15 protein-coding genes are annotated in these 19,100 nt (G+C 60.8%); 8 read left to right on the top strand and 7 right to left on the bottom strand.

The features are described from left to right. Positions 1-260: 260 nt before the first annotated feature. The 7 genes from K8M09_RS02705 to K8M09_RS02735 form a co-directional block, all read right to left on the bottom strand. Entirely contained in the window at positions 261-911 is a 651-nt protein-coding gene (locus K8M09_RS02705; protein ID WP_009450508.1) for a CBS domain-containing protein, read from the bottom strand. Between the two features lie 37 nt (positions 912-948). Then, positions 949-1,989, bottom strand: coding sequence for an alcohol dehydrogenase AdhP (adhP, locus tag K8M09_RS02710; protein WP_040672457.1), 1,041 nt, complete (start codon positions 1,987-1,989; stop codon positions 949-951). An 85-nt stretch (positions 1,990-2,074) separates the two neighbouring features. Then, on the bottom strand, positions 2,075-3,187 hold the full coding sequence (locus tag K8M09_RS02715) for an ABC transporter permease (RefSeq protein WP_009450506.1): 1,113 nt from the start codon (positions 3,185-3,187) through the stop codon (positions 2,075-2,077). A 3-nt stretch (positions 3,188-3,190) separates the two neighbouring features. Beyond that, a complete protein-coding gene (gene rbbA / locus K8M09_RS02720) occupies positions 3,191-5,977 on the bottom strand; it encodes a ribosome-associated ATPase/putative transporter RbbA (RefSeq protein ID WP_009450505.1) in 2,787 nt (928 codons plus the stop codon). Then, positions 5,974-7,041, bottom strand: a complete 1,068-nt coding sequence (locus K8M09_RS02725; protein ID WP_160787896.1) for an HlyD family secretion protein — start codon at positions 7,039-7,041, stop codon at positions 5,974-5,976. The genes rbbA and K8M09_RS02725 overlap by 4 nt, the downstream gene beginning before the upstream one ends. A 440-nt stretch (positions 7,042-7,481) precedes the next feature. Then, a complete protein-coding gene (locus tag K8M09_RS02730; RefSeq protein WP_160787895.1) occupies positions 7,482-8,516 on the bottom strand; it encodes an Lnb N-terminal periplasmic domain-containing protein in 1,035 nt (344 codons plus the stop codon). Positions 8,517-8,560: 44 nt separating this feature from the next. Further along, on the bottom strand, positions 8,561-8,953 hold the full coding sequence (locus tag K8M09_RS02735) for an HdeD family acid-resistance protein (RefSeq protein ID WP_206366707.1): 393 nt from the start codon (positions 8,951-8,953) through the stop codon (positions 8,561-8,563). A 401-nt stretch (positions 8,954-9,354) separates the two neighbouring features. Between K8M09_RS02735 and K8M09_RS02740 the strand changes: the two genes are divergently transcribed. From K8M09_RS02740 to K8M09_RS02775, 8 genes are all read left to right on the top strand, one after another. Then, positions 9,355-10,011 carry a TetR/AcrR family transcriptional regulator gene (locus K8M09_RS02740; RefSeq protein ID WP_009450501.1) on the top strand — a complete coding sequence of 219 codons (657 nt, stop codon included), beginning with the start codon at positions 9,355-9,357 and terminating at the stop codon, positions 10,009-10,011. Between the two features lie 546 nt (positions 10,012-10,557). Then, a complete protein-coding gene (gene gltS, locus K8M09_RS02745; RefSeq protein WP_324256110.1) occupies positions 10,558-11,685 on the top strand; it encodes a sodium/glutamate symporter in 1,128 nt (375 codons plus the stop codon). A gap of 37 nt (positions 11,686-11,722) precedes the next feature. Further along, positions 11,723-12,892 carry an HlyD family secretion protein gene (locus tag K8M09_RS02750; protein WP_009450498.1) on the top strand — a complete coding sequence of 390 codons (1,170 nt, stop codon included), beginning with the start codon at positions 11,723-11,725 and terminating at the stop codon, positions 12,890-12,892. Between the two features lie 9 nt (positions 12,893-12,901). After that, positions 12,902-13,924 (top strand): FUSC family protein, encoded by a 1,023-nt coding sequence (locus tag K8M09_RS02755; protein WP_160787894.1) that lies wholly within the window; start codon positions 12,902-12,904, stop codon positions 13,922-13,924. Positions 13,925-14,112: 188 nt separating this feature from the next. Then, positions 14,113-14,730, top strand: coding sequence for a TetR/AcrR family transcriptional regulator (locus K8M09_RS02760; RefSeq protein WP_229342110.1), 618 nt, complete (start codon positions 14,113-14,115; stop codon positions 14,728-14,730). Next, positions 14,727-16,508 carry a PHA/PHB synthase family protein gene (locus K8M09_RS02765; RefSeq protein WP_160787893.1) on the top strand — a complete coding sequence of 594 codons (1,782 nt, stop codon included), beginning with the start codon at positions 14,727-14,729 and terminating at the stop codon, positions 16,506-16,508. The genes K8M09_RS02760 and K8M09_RS02765 overlap by 4 nt, the downstream gene beginning before the upstream one ends. Positions 16,509-16,515: 7 nt before the next feature. Continuing rightward, positions 16,516-17,925, top strand: a complete 1,410-nt coding sequence (locus tag K8M09_RS02770; protein ID WP_160787892.1) for a bifunctional enoyl-CoA hydratase/phosphate acetyltransferase — start codon at positions 16,516-16,518, stop codon at positions 17,923-17,925. Next, complete coding sequence (locus tag K8M09_RS02775) at positions 17,922-19,097, top strand: acetate/propionate family kinase (protein ID WP_009450493.1); 1,176 nt, start codon at positions 17,922-17,924, stop codon at positions 19,095-19,097. The genes K8M09_RS02770 and K8M09_RS02775 overlap by 4 nt, the downstream gene beginning before the upstream one ends. Positions 19,098-19,100: the final 3 nt, after the last annotated feature.

Consider the following 19,100-nt stretch of genomic DNA (forward strand, 5'->3'; position numbering starts at 1 on the left):
GCTTATTTTCTAGGCCAGGGAATTGATCTGAGTCAACAGATGATGACTAGTAGAATTCAACGCTATGGCACTTTCCCGAAGGCTGATTCCTGGGCTGTTGTGTTCAACCAAAGCGTCGGTCAACGATCTCGCGCTGCATTGTCTGCTTGCTGACCGAATTCTGGGAAAGGAGCCGCGCTTCGATATCCGGCGCAGTCAGGTAAGGTATACCGGATGCCAAGCGTAGATATCGATCAACATCGGTTTGGGCGAAGACAATATCAAGTCGGTTTGCCGGAGAAGCTCGCACCCGGTATGCCCTCGATGACACATTTCACGGCCCGGAGTTGAAGATCTGTCAAATGTACTCCGGTGACCGCGACCGTCCCGCCGTGCACGTCGATCTTCAGCCTTTCCGGATCAAATCCGAGGTCATTGCGGATACGCGCCGAAGCTGCAAGCCTGATACCTTCGTCTCCACGCGCAATGTGTTCGATACCCGAAAAGGAGGTCGCCTTTAAAAGGTCGCGGCGGCTGACGATCCCGATAACCGCACGGTCGGACGTTACCGGAATACGCTTGATGTTGCGGCTCAGCATCATCTCGGTCACCGTCGCCAAGGAGGTGGTATCAGCTACTGTCACAACTTCCGGGGACATGACATCACCAACGCGCCAGCTGTTGCAATGAATGTAATTTTTAAGATCGTTCTCATCGGTCATCGGATGGTCCTGCCGATCGAGCAAAGACCTTCCGATCTCCTTGCGGGACATCAGATCGCCTTCCGTAATGATCCCAACGAGCTTTCCGTCGCTATCCGTCACCGGCAGACCGCTGACGCCACGCTCCAGCATGACTGAAACAGCGTGACGCACATGAGCATCCACACTGATCGTGGCAACGTCCCGCGTCATGATGTCGGATGTGATCATGTCTAACCCCTTTTCAAAAACCGCAGCGCCAAACTGATCAGGCTGCCTTGCCTGTCATGTCGAGAACCACACGGCCGTCGACGCGGCCGGCTTTCAGCTCCTGAAATATCCGGTTGATGTCCTCAAGCGGCGCCGGCGTGACCTGAGCCTTGATTTTGCCTTCGGCAAAAAAGGCGATGGCCTCGTCAAGATCCCGGCGCGTGCCGACGATTGAGCCCCGCACGGTTATGCGCTTCAGGACGACATCGAAAATAGGGGTCGCGAATTCGCCTGGCGGCAATCCGACCAAAGCAACGGTGCCTTTTCGTCGAACGAGCTGGAGCGCCTGCGAGAACGCCGGAGGCGATACCGCGGTGACGAGCACTCCGTGTGCTCCGCCGCCTGTTGCTTCGAGGGCCTCGGCGATGGCGTCCGGGGACCGCGCGTCAAGCGCCAGATCGGCTCCGGTTCTTCTGGCCAATGTGAGCTTCTCAGACGCCAAATCCAGTGCAACGACCTTCAGTCCCATTGCTTTGGCGTATTGGATGGCTACCTGGCCCAGGCCGCCGATGCCGGAGATTGCGACCCATTGCCCGGGTCGCGCTTCGGTTTCCTTGAGCCCTTTGTAAGTCGTGACCCCGGCGCAGAGAATAGGCGCGACCGCCGCGAAATCAACGTCGTCAGGCAGTCTTGCGGCGAATGCAGCATTGGCAATCGCGTATTCCGCGAAGCCTCCATCGCAGCTGTAGCCCGTATTGTGTTGATGCTTGCAAAGCGTCTCCCAGCCGGTTTCGCAATGTTCGCACCGCATGCAGGCGTCATGGAGCCATGCGATGCCGACGGCATCGCCGATTACAAAGTCCGTGACACCTGGACCGAGTGCCGCGACGGTGCCTGCTACCTCATGGCCGGGAATGAAGGGCAGGGATGGCTTGACCGGCCAGTCGCCGGAGGCGGCATGCAGATCGGTGTGGCACACGCCACAGGCGGCCACTTTCACCAGCAGTTCGCCCGGGCCGGGTACGGGTATCGGAACGTTTTCGATCAACAGTGGCTTTCCGAATTCATGAACAATTGCAGCTTTCATAAGTCCTTGCATGACGACAAACCTCCCGTTCGAATAAATCGCTGCTGTATTTCGATCGATTACCTGGATAAGGCTGCGCGGATCACCGCGGCCTCACTTATTGCAAGAAGGTTCGGAAGCGGCGGAGCGCAAACACAAAGAGCGCCGCGCCGATCAGCACGAGAGCCAGCAGCTGTGGCCAGACCACATCGAGGCCCGCGCCGCGAAACAGGATCGATTGTGCAAGGATCACGAAGTGGGTGTTTGGCGCCGCGAGCATGATGTCCTGAATGATCTGCGGCATGCTTTCGCGCGGTGTGAGGCCGCCCGAAAGGACCTGAAGAGGAAGCAGGACCAGCATCAGCAGCAGGCCGAACTGCGGCATCGAGCCGGCGATGGTGGCAAGGAAAATTCCCATGCATGTGGTGGCGATGAGCTGCAACGCTGCACCCGCCAGAAAAAGGCCGACGGAACCCTGGATCGGCACCTGAAGAACCCCCTGCACGACGAACACGATCGACACGGCGCAGGCAACAAGCACGACCAGCCCCATCGACCATATTTTGCTCAGCATGATCTCTGTCGGCGTCACCGGCATCACGAGAAGATGCTCGATGGTGCCATGCTCGCGTTCACGTATGAGCGCCGCGCCCGTGAGCACGATCGAAAGCATCGTGATCGATGAGATCACATTGGAAATGGCGCCGAACCAACCCTTGTTGAGCTCCTGGTTGAAGCGAGAACGCAGAGCGAGATCCACAGGAACCTCGGTGGTTCCACGGTAGCGGTCGAGATACTCGTTGACTTCGCTGGAAACGATGGACTGGATATAGCCGCCGCCGCTGAAGGCCTGCGACATGCGGGTGGCGTCGACATTGAGCTGGATCGTCGGCGTTCGACCGGCAAGCAGATCACGCTGGAAATTCGGGGGAATGTCGAGGGCGAAGGTGTCGAGCCCCGCATCCATGCGACTGTCCATCTCATGCTGCGATATGATCTTGGGAATGGAAAAATAAGGCGGATAGAACGCGGTCAGGATCCGGGAGGAGACAGGCGACTGGTCCTCGTCGACGACGGCGATGGCTGCCTTGTTGAGCGTCTCGGGCATCGAGGTCGAGGCCGTGTAGATCGACAGGGTGAAGGCATAGAGGATAAGGACGACAAGCATAGGGTCCCGGGCGAGACCGCGTAGCTCCTTGACGCCGAGTTGAAGGATATTGGCCAAGCGCATGGATCACCCCGCCTGTTTCTTGAGGAGCGCCGCGCTGCTGGCGAGAAGAACCGGGACAGCGATCAGGAGCGGGATGAAGGACGCTGCGAGATCGCGGAACTCCAGCGCTTTGGAGAACGTACCGCGGGCGATTGTGACGAAGTAGGTCGCCGGATAGATCTGTCCGATAAATGCGCCGGCCCCCTCCAGGGAGGAGACCGGATCGATCATTCCGGAATACTGGACGGCCGGAATGAGTGTGATCAGCGCGGTCCCGAAGATCGCAGCGATCTGGCTGCTCATGAAGGTGGAAATGAGAAGTCCCAGCCCGGTCGCCGCCGTGACGTAGAGAAGTGCAGCACCGGTCAGCGTCAGGAAGCTGCCTGTCACCGGCACCCGGAACACGAAGATCGCGAAGGCCGTCAACATGAAGAAGTTGAGCATGGCAAGCGCGGTATAGGGTAACTGCTTGCCGAGGAGGAACTCCACCCGAGTGACGGGCGTCACGTAGAAATTGATGATAGAGCCGAGTTCCTTTTCGCGCACGACGCTCAGAACGGCGAGCATGGCGGGGATCATCATCAACAGCATCGGGATGACGGCCGGCACCATGGCCTTGAGGCTCTCGACGCTCGGATTGTAGCGGTATCGAAGGGCGATCTGGAAGGTGCCGGTGGTTGCCGCGTCGCCATAGAGTTCACGTGCCTTCTGGGTGAGCCATGTCTGATGCATGCCTTGCACATAACCCCGCACAGTCTCGGCCCGCGAAGGCATTGCACCGTCGATCCAGGCGCCGATTTCGACCTTGGTGCCCCGCGCGACATCGCGCCCGAAGCCTGGCGGGATCTCCAGTGCGAGGCTGAGTTCGCCATTGCGCATGCGTCGATCGAGGTCGTTGTAATCGACGATCGGCGCCTTCTCCGTGAAATAGCGGGATCCGGCGATCTGGAGTGTGTAGTCGCGGCTGATCGTGGTGTCGTCCCGGTCGAGCACGGCAAAGGACAGGTTCTCGATATCCATGTTGATGCCGAAGCCCACGACGAACATCAAAATGACGCTGCCGAGAATGGCGAGCGTCGCGCGGATCGGATCCCGGCGCAATTCGAGCGATTCCCGCCGCGTATAGGCGAGCATACGGCGTAGGTTGAAAGTCGAGCTGGCGGATGAAGCCGGCGGGGGCGCGGCGGCTTCATCCGCCTCTTCACGCTGCGCGATTGGGGCGGACGCAGGTGAAGTCTTGTCGCCGATAGCCTCCTCCAGATAGGAAATGAAGGCTTCCTCCAGCGTCCCAGCTGAACGCTTTTCGATGATGCCGCGTGGCGTGTCGCTGACAAGCACTTTGCCGGCATGCATGAGTGAAATACGGTCGCAAAGCTCGGCTTCGTTCATGAAATGGGTCGAAACGAAGATCGTCACGCCATCCTTGCGCGACAGGTCGGAGAGGATCTGCCAGAACCCGTCGCGCGCCACCGGATCGACGCCCGATGTTGGTTCGTCCAGGATCAGAATGTCGGGCGCGTGGATCATCGCTACGGCGAGCGACAATCTCTGCCGGATGCCGAGCGGCAACGCATCCGGCAACGTATCCATGATTTCATCGAGGTCGAAACGTTCGGCCATGTCTGCAATGCGCGCCGGGATTTTATCGGGCGGCAGGTTGAAGAGCCTGGCGTGCAAGTCGAGGTTCTGGCGAACCGTAAGCTCGGTGTAGAGCGAGAAGGCCTGGCTCATATAGCCGACCTTCCGCCTGACCTCGATATCTTTCGGATCGACCTCGTGGCCGAACAGCTTTGCGGTTCCCTCGCTCGCCGGCAGGAGGCCGGTGAGCATCTTCATGGTCGTGGTCTTGCCGCAGCCGTTCGAGCCGAGGAACCCGAAGATTTCGCCGCGCGGAATCTGGAAGCTGACATTGTCGACGGCGGTGAAGTCGCCGAAACGCATGGTCAGGTGTTCGGCTTCGATGGCGAAGTCCGACCCTCCCTCATCGGATCGGGGCGGTATGACCACCTCGTGGTGACCGGAACGCCTTTCTTCAGGAAGAAGGGCGACGAAGGCGGCATCGAGATTGGCCGCTCCGGTGCGGGCGAGCAACTCCTGCGGCGTACCCGTGGCAAGGATCTTGCCGTCATCCATGGCAACCAGCCAATCGAAGCGCTGCGCCTCTTCCATATAGGCGGTCGCGACGACGACGCTCATCGACGGGCGGTCGCGGCGGATATCGTCGATCAGCTCCCAGAATTGCCTGCGTGACAGGGGATCCACGCCTGTCGTCGGTTCGTCGAGGATCAGCAGATCCGGGTCGTGGATCAGGGCGCAGCAAAGTCCGACCTTCTGCTTCATACCGCCCGACAGTTTGCCGGCCGGGCGGTCGGGGAAGGGGGCCAACCCGGTACGCCGGAGCAGGTCGTCGATGCGGAGTTCACGCTCGCGCTTGTCCTGGCCGAACAGGCGCGCGAAAAACTCGATGTTCTCGAACACCGACAGTGTCGGGTAGAGGTTCTTTCCGAGACCCTGGGGCATGTAAGCGATCTGCGGGCAGGTCCGGTCGCGGTGCTTCTTGTCGGCGATGTCGCCGCCTAGCACATCAATATGGCCGTCCTGGATCTTGTGGGCGCCCGCAATCAGGCTGAGCAGACTGGATTTTCCGACGCCGTCCGGGCCTATCAGCCCGACCATGATGCCGGCGGGAATGTCTAGGCTGACAGCATCAAGGGCGCGCGTCTTGCCGTAAGACAGGCTGACGTCCTTAATTCTTACCACTGCGGCAGAGGGCTCCTGCGCGTCGTGCACTCCCGACGACAGGCTGCTCATTTCACCAGGGCCTCGGTGAGATGTGCAGGCCATTCGGCATCCTGCGCAATGCGGACATAGGCCATCCCGGGGAGCCCCGTCTTGACGTACTGAATGTGCTCGCGCAGCAGTTCCGGCGATATTTTCGCCCTGATGCGGAACATCAGCTTCTGGCGTTCCTCCTCGGTCTCGACGGTCTTGGGGGTGAATTGCGCGACGTCCGCCACAAAGCTTGCGGTGGCGGGTATGACGTATTGAGGAGCGGCGTCGAGAACCAGACGAACCTCAGATCCCATCTGAATGCGGCCCGCTTGCTCGGTTGGCAGGAAGAAAGTCATGTAAACGTCGCTCAGGTCGACAATGTTGAGGACGCGGCCTCCCGACGACAGCACTTCGCCCGGCTGGGCTACGCGGTACTGTACGCGCCCTTCGCGGGGTGATCTCAGCGTGCTGTCATTGATATCCGCAACGATGCTTTCGATGGCCGCCTGGGCGGCCACGACAGAAGCTTCTGCATCAGTGATCTGGGCCTTGGCGGCACCGATGGCAGCATCGGAGGCGGAAAGTGAAGCCTTCGCAGCCGCGACGGCTGCCCGTGCTCTCTGTGCCGATGCCCTGTCGTCATCAAGTGTTTGCAGCGATGTCGTATTGGTTCTGATCAGTTGCTCGGTGCGTGCGAGTTTCCGCTCGGCAGCCTCCTGCTCGGCTTCGTGCTGGCCGATGACCGCAGCGGCAGCTTCACGCTCCGCTTGGCGCTGGGACAGAAGGCTTCTTGCGGTATCGACGCTGATGACGGCGCGCTGCAGCGAGGCTTCGGCCTGTTTTTTCTGAGCCTCCAGCTGCTGTGTGTCCATGGTAGCGAGCACCTGACCGGCGCTCACGAATGCGCCTTCCTCGACCAGGATCTCCTTGATCCGGCCCGCGGTCTTCGTGGAGATATCGATTTCCGTGGCCTCGATCCGACCGTTTCCGCCGGCGATCCCGGCCGGCAGCCCCGATGCATCATAAATGCGCAAGCCGTAATAGGCTCCGGCGACCACGGCAATGACGACGATCGCGACTATCCAGTTCTTGAGCGATTTCACGCGCGGACCTCCCCTTGCGGAGCGGCCGCACGAGCGTACCGCGGATGGCTATGGAGACTATCTGAGGTCATCATGCGAAATTTCATTGTCATGGAAAAGACCCTGTGTTGGTCACGGAAAGCGGCGCTCGGGTAAACACGAGACGGTCCCGCTTCCTTTCCCGGGTGCGAACGAGCGATTGATTGCGCGCGATAATCGAGAGAGCGTGGAAGTCGGGTGAGAATGAGCCGTCGCGGCGCTCTGCTGCCTTCGCACGGCCTGCAACTAATCTGCCTTGTGGTCTCGAGATTCAAACCTAATAGAAAGCTCGTCGTAGACGGGTTTTTTTGCACGTTCTTCATGGCTCACCAGAGTGTTTGCGTGAAGAACTGCTACTCGCCCCAGCCTCATCAACGCTTGTCTTGAAATCGCGAGCATATCATCACTCGATGACTAGAATGTCAACGGTGGACGCCGATTTGTCGTGAGCGGATGGTTCGGGAGTAGTCGGCCAAGGAAGAGGTCTGCCGGGCGATGTCGCTGATCACGGCCTCCCGTTTCAGTTCCTGTAGCGGACGATCTGTCCGGATGACCCCGAGATCATGGAGATAGTCGGGAAGATAGCCCGAGAAAAGGATGCGCCAGTCCGTGGGAATGCGCGGCTCCAGAAGCTGTGCCAGCTGGAAGATCACCGTCGTGCAGTTGGTCGTGATCGTGTGGTAGAATCGTGGTTCGGCGGCCAGTTCATTCGCCTTTCCGAGATAGGACAGGAACAGCGCCCTGGCCTGCTCGGGTGTCACCTCGAGAGGGAAAAGGGAAACCTCCTCCTTGCGGATATTGGTGCGCAAGCGGACGATGTCGTTCTCCTCTGCCGCGATCATGACCAGTTCGAACTCGCGGAAAAATCCGCCGATTTCGGAAAACGACTCATGCTCTTCCCGCCGGATCTCGGCAGAGAACACCAGATGCCGGCCGTCGGAAAAGCCGAAGCTGATCAGGGTGTGCGCGATGGCGGGGTTCGCCCATACGGAGCTGATCAGATCAACTTGGCCGATTTCGTTAAGGTCGTAGCGGCGCGTCTCCCAGCGCGGCATGAAGTCCTCGGCGCTACGCCATTCGAAGTTCCGGACGTTGCGGAGCGTCACCTGCGATCCGCTGATTTCGCCGGTCACGCCATGAGCCACATCGGCCGCCCAGTTGCGATCATTCAATGGCGTGATCGAACTCCACCAGACCGCGATGATGAAGACTTCGAGGACGAGCAGGAGCCAGGGCGACAGCCGCCGGCGCCTTCCAACGACAAGGATGGCGAGCGCTGCCGCCGCAGCGGCTGCTAGGGAGGGCCAGGTGAATGGTGGCTCAACCTGATGCCAGATCGCCAGCATCCTCCAGATCGATACCGACATGACGGCGAGGGCCAGCAAGGCACGGCCGACACGCGAGCGTGAGCGGCTTTCGGTCGTGAGGGCGAGGTCTGGCCTGACGCGGTCGCTCATTGTCTCCCCATGGCACGCGCCCTCCCAAAGGTGGCGAAAGAAACTCAAGCGGGTGACTGTGGTCGCCGCCTCAGCGCAAAGGCAAAAATGATCATGGCCAAGCCGTTGAAAAGGAGATCGAACGCCAGCAGCGCCCCGATCAGCCACAGGCTATTGACAGGCCATCCGGCAATCACGATCGCCCCGGCGACGAATGCAATAATACCCGCCGGCACTAGCCAGCCCCATCCTTGCGCGGGTCGCAACGCAAAGCCGGTAACGATACGCATAGCGCCCGCCGTGATGATGCTCAGAGAAAAAAGCAGCGTCAGGATCGTCGAGGCGAGAAGCGGGTTGGCAAATGCGAACAGACCGGCGACGATGTAAAAGGCACCGATCAGCAGCCAGCCGGCGAACTGTCTCCAACCTTTGACGTTGAAGGCGCAGATGACCTGCACGGAGCCTCCGACGAGCATCATCGCACCGACGAAGAAAACTGGCCGTGAGGACATTGGCGAGCGCCAGTACTCCAACTGCCGCAAGGGCGATGCCTGCGCCGCTCAGCACCTCCCATCTCGATCGCAGACGTTCGAGATCGTCCCGAGTGAGCTTCAATGAGTTCAATGCTGCCATGCAGCTCTCCTTATGTCTGTGCGGCGCAGAGCGATTCGCGATCGCCGCACCCAAGCCGTAAACCCCGGATGCAAAACGGTTGAAATTCTATATAAAACAAAGTAAACGAAACCGTATCGTTTAACTAGCCAGCTCGTCAAGGAGCGGCATCTGAAGGAATGTTCCGTCTCCGGAGGCATTCCCTGCCAATCCCTGTTCATAAGGCAACGTAGCAAAAAGCGCTTCAATGACGCCGACCGACAAGATCAATCATGCGCGTGTGGCGAGCCACCACGGCGGACGGCCGACACCGGCGGAGTCTGAACGCATATCGGCCCGGATCATGGCGGCTGCGCGCAAGCTGTTCCTGCGAGACGGGTTTGCGCAGACGAGCATGGACGCGATCGCCGCGGAAATTGGAATTTCCAAGCGGACTCTTTATTCGCGCCATCCAGGCAAGGCCGCACTTTTCGAAGCGATTGTCCTCGATGTTGTAAACACGGGCCTATCGAATATCGTCACGGAGCAGTTGTCGGGCAAGACTCCGCGGGACAAGCTGCTGGCTTTGTCGTTGCGCATTCTAGAAGTAGCGACTGATCCGCTCATCATTTCCCTGGAAAGAGTTGTTGTTGGCGAGTCGTGGCAGTTTCCGAAGTTGGCGAGTCTCGTCGGCCAGTATGGAATGCCGCCGATCCGCGAGGAGGTAATGGCCGTGCTGCGCGACCACGGTGCAAGTGAACCCGGTCTGGCCCGTGATGCGGAGATATTCCTGTCCATCACGATGATACCGCAACTGCGGCAGGCCGTTCTTCAGCGGACGCCGCCGGGGATCGCGGGGATAGACCGGGCCGCCCTTGAACGCACCATCGATATCTTCGTCCGAGGAATTGAGATGGAACTATGAGTGGCATCCACACGATCGGAAAACGCCGCGCAATAACACGCTGGCTGCCTGTTTCGGACTGTGCTTCCCGATCTCAGGACACAATGGTTCCGAGCAGAGCCACGGTTGAAGGCGTCACGCAGGTGGGTGCGCTGGGGGCGGCGACGAGACACGCGAGCATCGATGCCGACGTTGGTCTGGGGGACCACCTCGGGGCGGGGGCGATGCAAGCAGCGCAGACCGTCGGCGTAGCGGCGAGCGTGGCCGTCAGTGCGCCGATCACTGTTTTCGAATCGACTATGCGGCGCAGCATCGGCGAGCAGGTCGAAAGACTTGGCCGCGCGGCAGGTAACGCGCTCGGATCGGCAGTAAGCCGATGACCCGAGCCTCTTCTGCAAACGCATGGAATCGAAAGGCCACCACTGGAATGGGTTGTCTGCGCACGCTCAGGGATGGTCCCGCCAGAAATCAATCAATGGAAGTCCGCCGAAAAAGATGATTCAAGTTAGCCCCTTTCTATCTTTCACGATTGCGGTCCTGCTCCTCATCGTGGGCAAGATCTTGACGATGAACATCGCGGTGCTGCGAAAGTACTCGATACCGGAGCCTGTTGTCGGCGGCATTTTGTGCGCCTTGCTAGTGGCTTTGGCCTACTGGATTGCGGGCTGGAGAATCCAGTTCGAACTCGGCGTGCGTGACCACCTGCTGCTGCTGTTCTTCGCCAGCATCGGTCTGAAGTCGGATACGGCCACCCTTTTGCAGGGCGGCAGGCCGCTCATCGTGCTGCTCGCGCTCGCAACCGCGTTCATGCTCATCCAGAACGTCACGGGGATGGGGATCGCCGCATTGTTCGGGCTCGATCCGAAGGCCGGCCTGATGGTCGGGTCCGTCTCGCTGACGGGCGGGGTCGGCACCACGGTCGCCTGGGCGCCGATCTTCGTCGGGGACCTCGGGATCGCCAACGCGATGGAGCTCGGCATCGCCAGCAACACGGTCGGGCTGATCGCGGCATGTGTGATCGGCGGCCCCATGGCCGCCCTGCTGATCCGCCGCAATGGAATCGTCACCTCGGGCGACGCAGATATCGACGTCGGCGCCGCCCATGAGGAGCCGGAGCCGAAGATGGACTATTTCTGCCTGCTCTGGGCGATCCTGGCGCTCAATGTCGCGGTCATGCTCGGCATGGCGCTCGACTCCCTGATCGCGCTGACGGGCTTCAGACTCCCGACCTTCGTCAGTTGCCTGCTGGCCGGCATTGCAATCCGCAATCTGATGCCGCTGGCAGCCGGGGCGGCCATCACCCGCATCTGGCCCGGCGTGCGACAAGGATTGTCGCTTCTGTCCGACCTCTCTCTCGGCCTGTTCCTGACGATGGCGCTGATGGGCCTGCAACTGTGGCAGTTGAGCGGCGTCTTCACCTTTGTCGTCGCCGCGCTCGCGGTGCAGATCGCGCTCACGATCGTCTACACGGTTTTCATCGTCTTTCCCGCCATGGGGCGTGACTACGAAGCGGCCGTGATATCTGCCAGCTTCGGAGGCATCACGCTCGGATCCACTGCCACTGCCATCGCCAACATGACGGCCGTCACCCAGCAATATGGCGCGGCGCACAGGGCCTTCATCGTCGTGCCGCTCGTCTGCGGCTTCTTCATCGACCTCGTCAATGCGGTCGTGATCGCCATATTCGCAGGATAGCGCCGGCTACGTTTCGTCCGAACCCCAAGAGAAAAAAATGGATGATAAGAACCAACATGACCTGCCGACAGGCTCTTCTGAGGACAGGCCCGCCGACCGTGCCCCCGAAGCGTTGGCTGACGCTCCGGTCGAGGCGGGGCCGACCAGGACGGGAGTCCGGGTCGGCGTGCTCGTTATCGGGCTCATGGTCGCCTTCGTAGCCTGGTACGCCGTTTCCGACAAGCTCGCCCCCTATACCGACCGCGGCACGGTCAGCGGCTACATTGCCCGACTAGCGCCCCGTGTTTCAGGCCCGGTAATCAGCGTCCACGTTGAGGACAATACGATTGTCCAGGAGGGCGATCTTCTTTACGTGGTCGACCCGCGCCCGTTCGAGATCGCGGTCCAGCAGGCGGAAGTCGAACTCGAACAGGCGACCCAGTCAATCAACGCCTCGTCGGCGGCGCTGATCGCTGCACAGGCCAAGGTGTCGCAGGCCAGGGCCAAATTCGAAAACGCCAAGACCTCGAACGCCAGGACGCAAAGCCTTGTACAGCGTGGTGTTGCCGCGCGGAAGCAGGAGGAAGCATCTCGCGCGGAACTCGAGGTCGCGCAGGCGGAGGTCGATGCGGCGGAGGCTGATCTGTCTAGCGCGGAAGCCGAGTTGGGGGCGGCGGGCGCCAGCAATCCGCGCATCAAGGCCGCTCGACTCAAGCTGGAAAGGGCGCAGCTCGACCTGATCTACACACGGGTCGTGGCACCGACGCTCGGCGTGGTCACGAATCTCGATCTAGCAGTCGGCCAGTACGTGAGCGCGGGTTCGGCCGCTCTCACCTTCATCGACGGAAGGGGAGCCTGGATCACGGCCGATATGCGCGAGAACCAGCTCGCCAATATCGAGCCGGGCAACAAGGTGGGCCTGCTTTTCGATGCCTTGCCGGGGCAGATTTTTACCGGGACCGTACACAGCGTCGGCTGGGGCATCGATACCGGACGGACCGCATCCAGCGGTCTGGTGCAGAACGAGCCGGAAACGCGCTGGTTCGAGCCGGCCCGCCGGTTTCCCGTGCGCATTGAACTCGATCGAGCGCTTTCGGAATGGCCTCGCACCGTCAGGGTGGGCGCGAAGGCCACCGTCGTGGTCTACGCCGCAGGCGAAAGCAATCCGTCAGCGTGGATCGCAATGGCCCTGCACCGCGCCCAGTCGCTTCTGTCCTATCTGTATTGAGGTGGGGCCATGTATGTTTCGCCCCGGCCGAGCTTTCGCGACGACCCAAATTTTCCTTTGCGCATGGCGCTGCTTGCGGTGATCTCGGTGGGCGCGATACCCTTTGTCATGCCCTCTATGCCGGCGCTGATGGCGGCCCTGCCGTTTGGCCTGATGGCCGGCATGCGCAAGGCCTTCGATCCGAAGAAAGCCATAGGAGGTCCTCTGGCGCTCATCATGATGATTTGGTTGGCAAGCGGCGTGCTCACCCTTCTCATGTCTTGGCCGGTGGCGTTCCTGATCGCGGTCGGCAGCCTCTATTTCGTCGCGTTCTATCTCATCCAGAGCACCGGCAACCCGATGGGGATGCTGATCCTGGTGTCCGTTGGCCTCGCCTCTATCCTGGGTATGAACTCCATCACTGCGCTCGACGCCCTAAGTGATTCGGTGGTCGAGGCGGGCATCCTCGCATTGATCGCGATTCCGGTCCTTTACCTCCTCATTCCGCCGGCTACCCAGGAGAAAATGATCGACGAATATACGCCCGCACCGGGCAATCACGTGCGATCGGCGCTCATCCGGGCGGTCGTCCTGCTCGGGCTCAGCTTCTGGCTCTACAGCTTCATCGATATGTCCAACATGATGATGGCGATCGCCGCGATATTCGTGCTGTGTTTCCCGACACGCGAGCAGTTGTTTGCAGAGGCCCGGGAACGGATCTTTGCGACGGTGCTAGGTGCATCCGCAGCGGGTGTCGCCCTGTTCCTGATGACCCTGAACGCCCATTTCTTCATGCTGGTCGGTCTGGTCTTTCTCACGGTGCTATATTTCGCCACCATGATGATGATCGGCCGCCATCCTCCGATGGTCTACCAGTTCAGCGCATCGGCCGCTCTGTCACTGATCGTTGGTGCCCTTACCACGCAGGAACCTTCCTATGCAGCGTTAACCCGCCTGGCACTGACCTTCGTCGGAACCGCAGTCGCAGCGCTGATGACGGCGACGCTCGAAAGCATGGCCAATGCGTGGGAACGACCAACCCGGCGGCGCTGAACGAAAGCAAGGGTTTGAACATTTTTAATGACTCGCGATCAAGCGCTCCTCTCTCAAGGTAATTTGGCGCGATTACTCCGAGTTTGTGAAAAAACGCGAAACGAAGAGCACATCACAGCGTCGGTCATCGGCTGTTGACTGCCTTTCGTTGCGCCGATAGACTGGACAACCGTTTATTTGGAGAAATTATGCCCAACCGAATGATCCGGCCCGTCCCGGAAGACACCACCCGTGAGCGCATCCTGAAAGCCGCGATACTTCGCTTCTCCACCCACTCCTATGAGGAAACCGGGTTGCGAGACATTGCCGCCGATGTCGGTGTCGACATGGCCTATGTTCATCGTTCCTTCGGTTCGAAGGAGAAGCTGTTCCGGGAGGCTGTCAAGGCAATCGTTCGTCCCGAGGTCTGGCTGGTCGGCGAGGCGAGTGAGTTACACGTAACGTTGGCAAAAGAGGTTCTAGCCGAGAAGGGCGCCAACGAGATCCGATCTTTTGACGTCCTCGCTAGATCTTTTTCCAGTCCCGAGGCTTCGCGTGTTTTTCGCGAACTCATTGACGAGGGGCTCGTCAAGCCAATGGCTTCCAAATGTCCGGTTGTGTCCGAACAGCGCGCCTCCATGGTCGCCGCGTTCCTGGCCGGCGTCAGCATCCTTCGTGACGTCATCGGTACGCCAGCGCTGCAGAGTGGTGGAAATGATCGTGAACTGATGGCTCTGGTCTCCCAGGTCGTCGAGTTCATCATGAACGAAGACAAGGGATGTCAAACCATGACGACCGCCGTGCCGATCAGTCGGGAGCCGCAATGAATGATTTGAGCCGGCGAGACATCAAGGCGGCGGACGCCCGCCACGACACTTTCGACACGGAAACCTACCGCGCAATCGATCGGATGCGCGAGGCGCTGAGCGCGCGGATGACTGGCGGGCTTTCTCCGGCGGCACTGGCGCTGGCCTTGTTCGACTGGTCGATCCATCTGGCCTCGGCGCCTGGAAAGCGTCTGGAACTTACCGACAAGGCCGTGCGGAAAAGCGCCCGGCTGTCGGGTTATCTCTGCGCCGCCAGTCTCGATGACGACACTCCATGCTGCATCGAGCCCTTGCCGGGCGACTACCGCTTCACCGGGGAGGCGTGGAAGGAACTCCCCTATGCGGCCTATGCTCAGGCGTTCCTGCTCGCCCAGCAGTGGTGGCACAATGCGACACGGGAGGTGCCAGGCGTCGCTCCTCACCACGAGGACGTGGTCTCCTTCGCCGCGCGGCAAGTGCTCGACATGTTCTCGCCATCCAACAATCCGTTCACCAATCCCGAGGTGATCAACAAAACCATCGCCACTGGTGGGGCAAACTTCCTCGCGGGGTTTCAGAACTGGTTCGAAGATATCAACAGGCTTGCGGGCGGTCGCCCGCCCGCGGGCACGGAAGGGTTCGTACCGGGGCGGGATGTCGCGGTCACTCCCGGAAAGGTCATCTTCCGAAACCATCTGATCGAACTGATCCAGTACAGTCCCACAACCGACACCGTTATGGCGGAGCCGGTGCTGATCGTGCCTGCCTGGATCATGAAATACTACATCCTTGACCTGTCGCCGGAGAATTCCCTGGTGCGCTATCTGGTCGGGCAGGGGCACACGGTCTTCGCCGTTTCCTGGCGAAACCCTGGGGCAGACGATCGCGATCTCACGCTGGACGATTATCGCCGTTTGGGTGTCATGGCCGCGCTCGACGTGATCGCCGCCATCGTTCCCGACAGCAGGATCCATGCGACGGGCTATTGCCTGGGTGGCACGCTTCTCGCGATCGCGGCGGCTGCGATGGGGCGCGCCGGCGACGGGAGGCTGGCAACGCTCACCCTTTTCGCAGCCCAGACGGATTTTTCCGAACCCGGCGAACTGGCGCTCTTCATCGACCCGAGCCAGATGCATTTCCTCGAAAGCATGATGTGGGATCGGGGTTATCTGTCGGCGGACCAGATGGCGGGTGCCTTTCAGATATTGAAGAGCAACGACCTCGTCTGGTCGCGACTGGTCCACGACTATCTCATGGGCGAACGCACGCGGATGAACGACCTTATGGCGTGGAATGCCGATTCCACGCGCATGCCCTATCGGATGCATGCTGAATATCTGCAACGCCTCTACCTCGACAACGAGCTTGCAACCGGCCGCTTCATGGTCGATGGCCGTCCGGCGGCGCTGCAAAATATCCGCGTGCCGATGTTCGTCGTGGGAACGGAACGCGATCATGTCGCGCCATGGAGATCGGTCTACAAGATCCACCAGCTAGCCGATACCGATGTTACCTTCGTTCTCGCCAGCGGCGGGCACAATGCAGGCATTGTCAGCGAGCCGGGCCATCGCGGTCGCCGTTATCGCATCGCGACCAGACTGGCAGTCGACATCTGCCTTGGCCCCGGCGAATGGGCAGCAGAGGCTGAGGCCCGGAACGGTTCCTGGTGGGAGGCCTGGCTGCCGTGGCTTGCCGCGCACTCAGGTAAGGTTCGGGTAGCCCCGCCTCAGCTTGGTGCCGCCGAGAGGGGCTTTCCTGCTATTGCCGAGGCGCCCGGTGCCTACGTGTTCCAGAAGTGAGAGTGCGATGGCGGAAAAACTACTGACAAATCATACCTTCGCCGATTTACAGGTTGGCGATACCGCAAGCCTCACACGGGTGGCAGGTGATACCGACATCGATCTGCTGGCAGCGATGCTCGGCAAAAGGCCGGCAGTTGGTGACGGGGCAGCGGAGGCAACGACGTTCTTCAACGATATCGTTGCCAACGGGCTTTGGACAGGCGCGCTGGTCTCTCTGGTGATCGGCACAAGGCTTCCGGGGCCAGGGACGATCTATCTGGGACAGGATTTTCGCTTCGTGAAGCCGGTCGCCTCCGGCGACACGATCACGGCAACCGTGCGGGTTGTTCGCAAGAACCCCGAAAACCGGACGGTTGCGCTGGAGACAATCTGCGCCAATCAAACAGCGGAACTTGTCCTGACTGGTAACGCCATGGTGATCGCGCCCGACAAGTTGGTCGAATGGACCGCAACACCCTCCGTCGCATTGCAGGATACACGGCGAGCAAGCCGATATGAAGCTTTTGTTGCCGAAGCTCGTCGCCTCCCTCCGGTTCGGGCCGCCATCGTCCACCCATGCTCTGCCGGAGCAATCCTGGCTGCGGTCGAGGTCCGCCAACAGGGCCTGTTCGACCCGCTGCTGGTCGGGCCGGAAGCGAAGATCCGCGCCGCGGCCGAAGCCGCAGGGATCGATCTCGGCGACATGGCGATCGAGGACGTTCCCCATAGTCATGCCGCAGCCGCGCGCGCTGTCGAACTTGCGGTCGGCGGCGCGGTATCGGTTCTGGTCAAGGGCAGCCTCCATACCGACGAGCTTCTAGGCGCCGTCCTCGCCACCGGGTCCGGTCTCAAGACGGAGCGGCGCATCAGCCATGTCTTCGCGTTCGACGTCCCGGCCTATGGTAAGCCGCTTATCGTCACGGATGCCGCGATCAACATCCAGCCGACACTCGACCAGAAACGCGACATCTGCCAGAACGCGATCGACCTTCTTCGCGCTCTCGGCGTCGATGAGCCCCGAGTGGCGGTGCTCGCAGCGGTCGAGACCGTCAATGCGAAGATGCCGTCGACTCTCGACGCCGCCGCGCTGACAGTGATGGCGGCGCGTGGTCAGATCACGGGCGGGCGTGTCGATGGCCCGCTTGCCTTCGACAACGCCATCGACCTTGATGCGGCGAAGACGAAGGGCATTGTCTCCCCGGTCGCGGGTGAGGCCGACATTTTGCTCGTGCCGGATCTTGAAGCCGGCAACATGCTCGCCAAGCAACTGATTTATTTCGCGGGGGCGACGGCGGCTGGCATCGTGCTCGGCGCCCGTGTGCCGATCGTACTGACCAGTCGCTCCGATCCGCTTTCGGCACGCATCGCCTCGGCAACGCTCGCAAGACTGCTCGTCGCCCGCAACCAGGTGCCCGGGGCGGGGGCCATCTCATGAGCCGGCAACTGCTTGTCACCTTCAATGCCGGCTCCTCCACGGTCAAGATCGGCCTGTTCGCCATTGAAGGCGGTGGCCTCACGCGAGTCGGCAAGGGAATGATCGATTTCCGCAAGGCCCCGTTGCGCTTCGAGCTTTCCGAAGGCCCGGATCGCTTCGATGTCGAGCTGGAAGCCAAAGCGGAGGAAGAATTGGACGAGGTCTTGCGCGAAGCGTTCGATCGGCTGTCCTGGCACTATGATTTGTCCGGCATCGCCGCTATCGGCCACCGCGTTGTGCACGGCGGTGACTTGTTTGACGGACCGGTGCTCATCAACGATCAGGCGATGTCGCAGATGGAAGCGCTGATACCGCTTGCGCCGCTCCATCAGCCCCAGGCGCTGCGCCTTGTCCGGGCGATCGCGCGCCTTCGTCCGGAAATCAGGCAGACCGCCTCCTTCGACACGGCTTTCCATCGCACGCATGCCGAGGTCGTCCGCCGCTTCGCCCTGCCGAGGCGGCTCTACGAAGAGGGTATCAAACGCTATGGCTTCCACGGCCTTTCTTATCGATCGATTGCCAACCAGCTTATCAGCAAATGGCCGGAGCAGGCGGCGGGCAAGGTCATCGTCGCCCATCTCGGTTCCGGCGCCAGTCTTTGCGCGATGCACAACTGCGTCAGCCGCGACACCAGCATGGGTTTCTCGACGCTGGACGGGGTGCCGATGGCGACGCGTTGCGGGGCGCTCGACGCCGGCGTGGTCATACACCTCTTAAAGGCCGGGCGAGATCCCGGCGAAATCGAGGATCTCCTCTATCACCGTTCGGGTCTGCTGGGCGCTTCCGGCATCAGCGCCGACAGCCGCGTGCTTCTGGAGAGTGATGAGCAGCAAGCCAAGGAAGCAATCGAGCTGTTCACCTTCAGGGTCGCCGGTGAGATTGCCCGGCTTGCCTCGACGCTGGGCGGCCTCGACACTCTCGTATTCACCGCCGGGATCGGCGAGCATCAGCCGACGATCAGAGCTGATATCTGCACCCGGCTGATGTGGCTCGGCATTGATCTCGATCCTGGAGCGAACGCCGGGAGCGGTCCCGTCATCAGCAGTCCTGCCAGTCGTCTTACCGTCCTTGTCATCCCGACCGATGAGGAGCAGGTGATCGCCACTGACGCCTTGAGAATCTCGGGAGGCTGAGCG

The sequence above is a fragment of the Shinella zoogloeoides genome (assembly GCF_020883495.1).
Classification (GTDB): Bacteria; Pseudomonadota; Alphaproteobacteria; order Rhizobiales; family Rhizobiaceae; genus Shinella; species Shinella zoogloeoides.

Bases quoted from the DNA above. Each gene is read 5' to 3' on its own strand.
- K8M09_RS02740 (WP_009450501.1), top strand. From the start codon at position 9,355: ATGACGCCGACCGACAAGATCAATCATGCGCGTGTGGCGAGCCACCAC.
- K8M09_RS02760 (WP_229342110.1), top strand. From the start codon at position 14,113: ATGCCCAACCGAATGATCCGGCCCGTCCCGGAAGACACCACCCGTGAG.
- rbbA (WP_009450505.1), bottom strand. From the start codon at position 5,977: ATGAGCAGCCTGTCGTCGGGAGTGCACGACGCGCAGGAGCCCTCTGCC.
- K8M09_RS02765 (WP_160787893.1), top strand. From the start codon at position 14,727: ATGAATGATTTGAGCCGGCGAGACATCAAGGCGGCGGACGCCCGCCAC.
- adhP (WP_040672457.1), bottom strand. From the start codon at position 1,989: ATGCAAGGACTTATGAAAGCTGCAATTGTTCATGAATTCGGAAAGCCA.
- K8M09_RS02715 (WP_009450506.1), bottom strand. From the start codon at position 3,187: ATGCGCTTGGCCAATATCCTTCAACTCGGCGTCAAGGAGCTACGCGGT.
- gltS (WP_324256110.1), top strand. From the start codon at position 10,558: ATGAACATCGCGGTGCTGCGAAAGTACTCGATACCGGAGCCTGTTGTC.
- K8M09_RS02750 (WP_009450498.1), top strand. From the start codon at position 11,723: ATGGATGATAAGAACCAACATGACCTGCCGACAGGCTCTTCTGAGGAC.
- K8M09_RS02775 (WP_009450493.1), top strand. From the start codon at position 17,922: ATGAGCCGGCAACTGCTTGTCACCTTCAATGCCGGCTCCTCCACGGTC.
- K8M09_RS02705 (WP_009450508.1), bottom strand. From the start codon at position 911: ATGATCACATCCGACATCATGACGCGGGACGTTGCCACGATCAGTGTG.
- K8M09_RS02755 (WP_160787894.1), top strand. From the start codon at position 12,902: ATGTATGTTTCGCCCCGGCCGAGCTTTCGCGACGACCCAAATTTTCCT.
- K8M09_RS02730 (WP_160787895.1), bottom strand. From the start codon at position 8,516: ATGAGCGACCGCGTCAGGCCAGACCTCGCCCTCACGACCGAAAGCCGC.
- K8M09_RS02770 (WP_160787892.1), top strand. From the start codon at position 16,516: ATGGCGGAAAAACTACTGACAAATCATACCTTCGCCGATTTACAGGTT.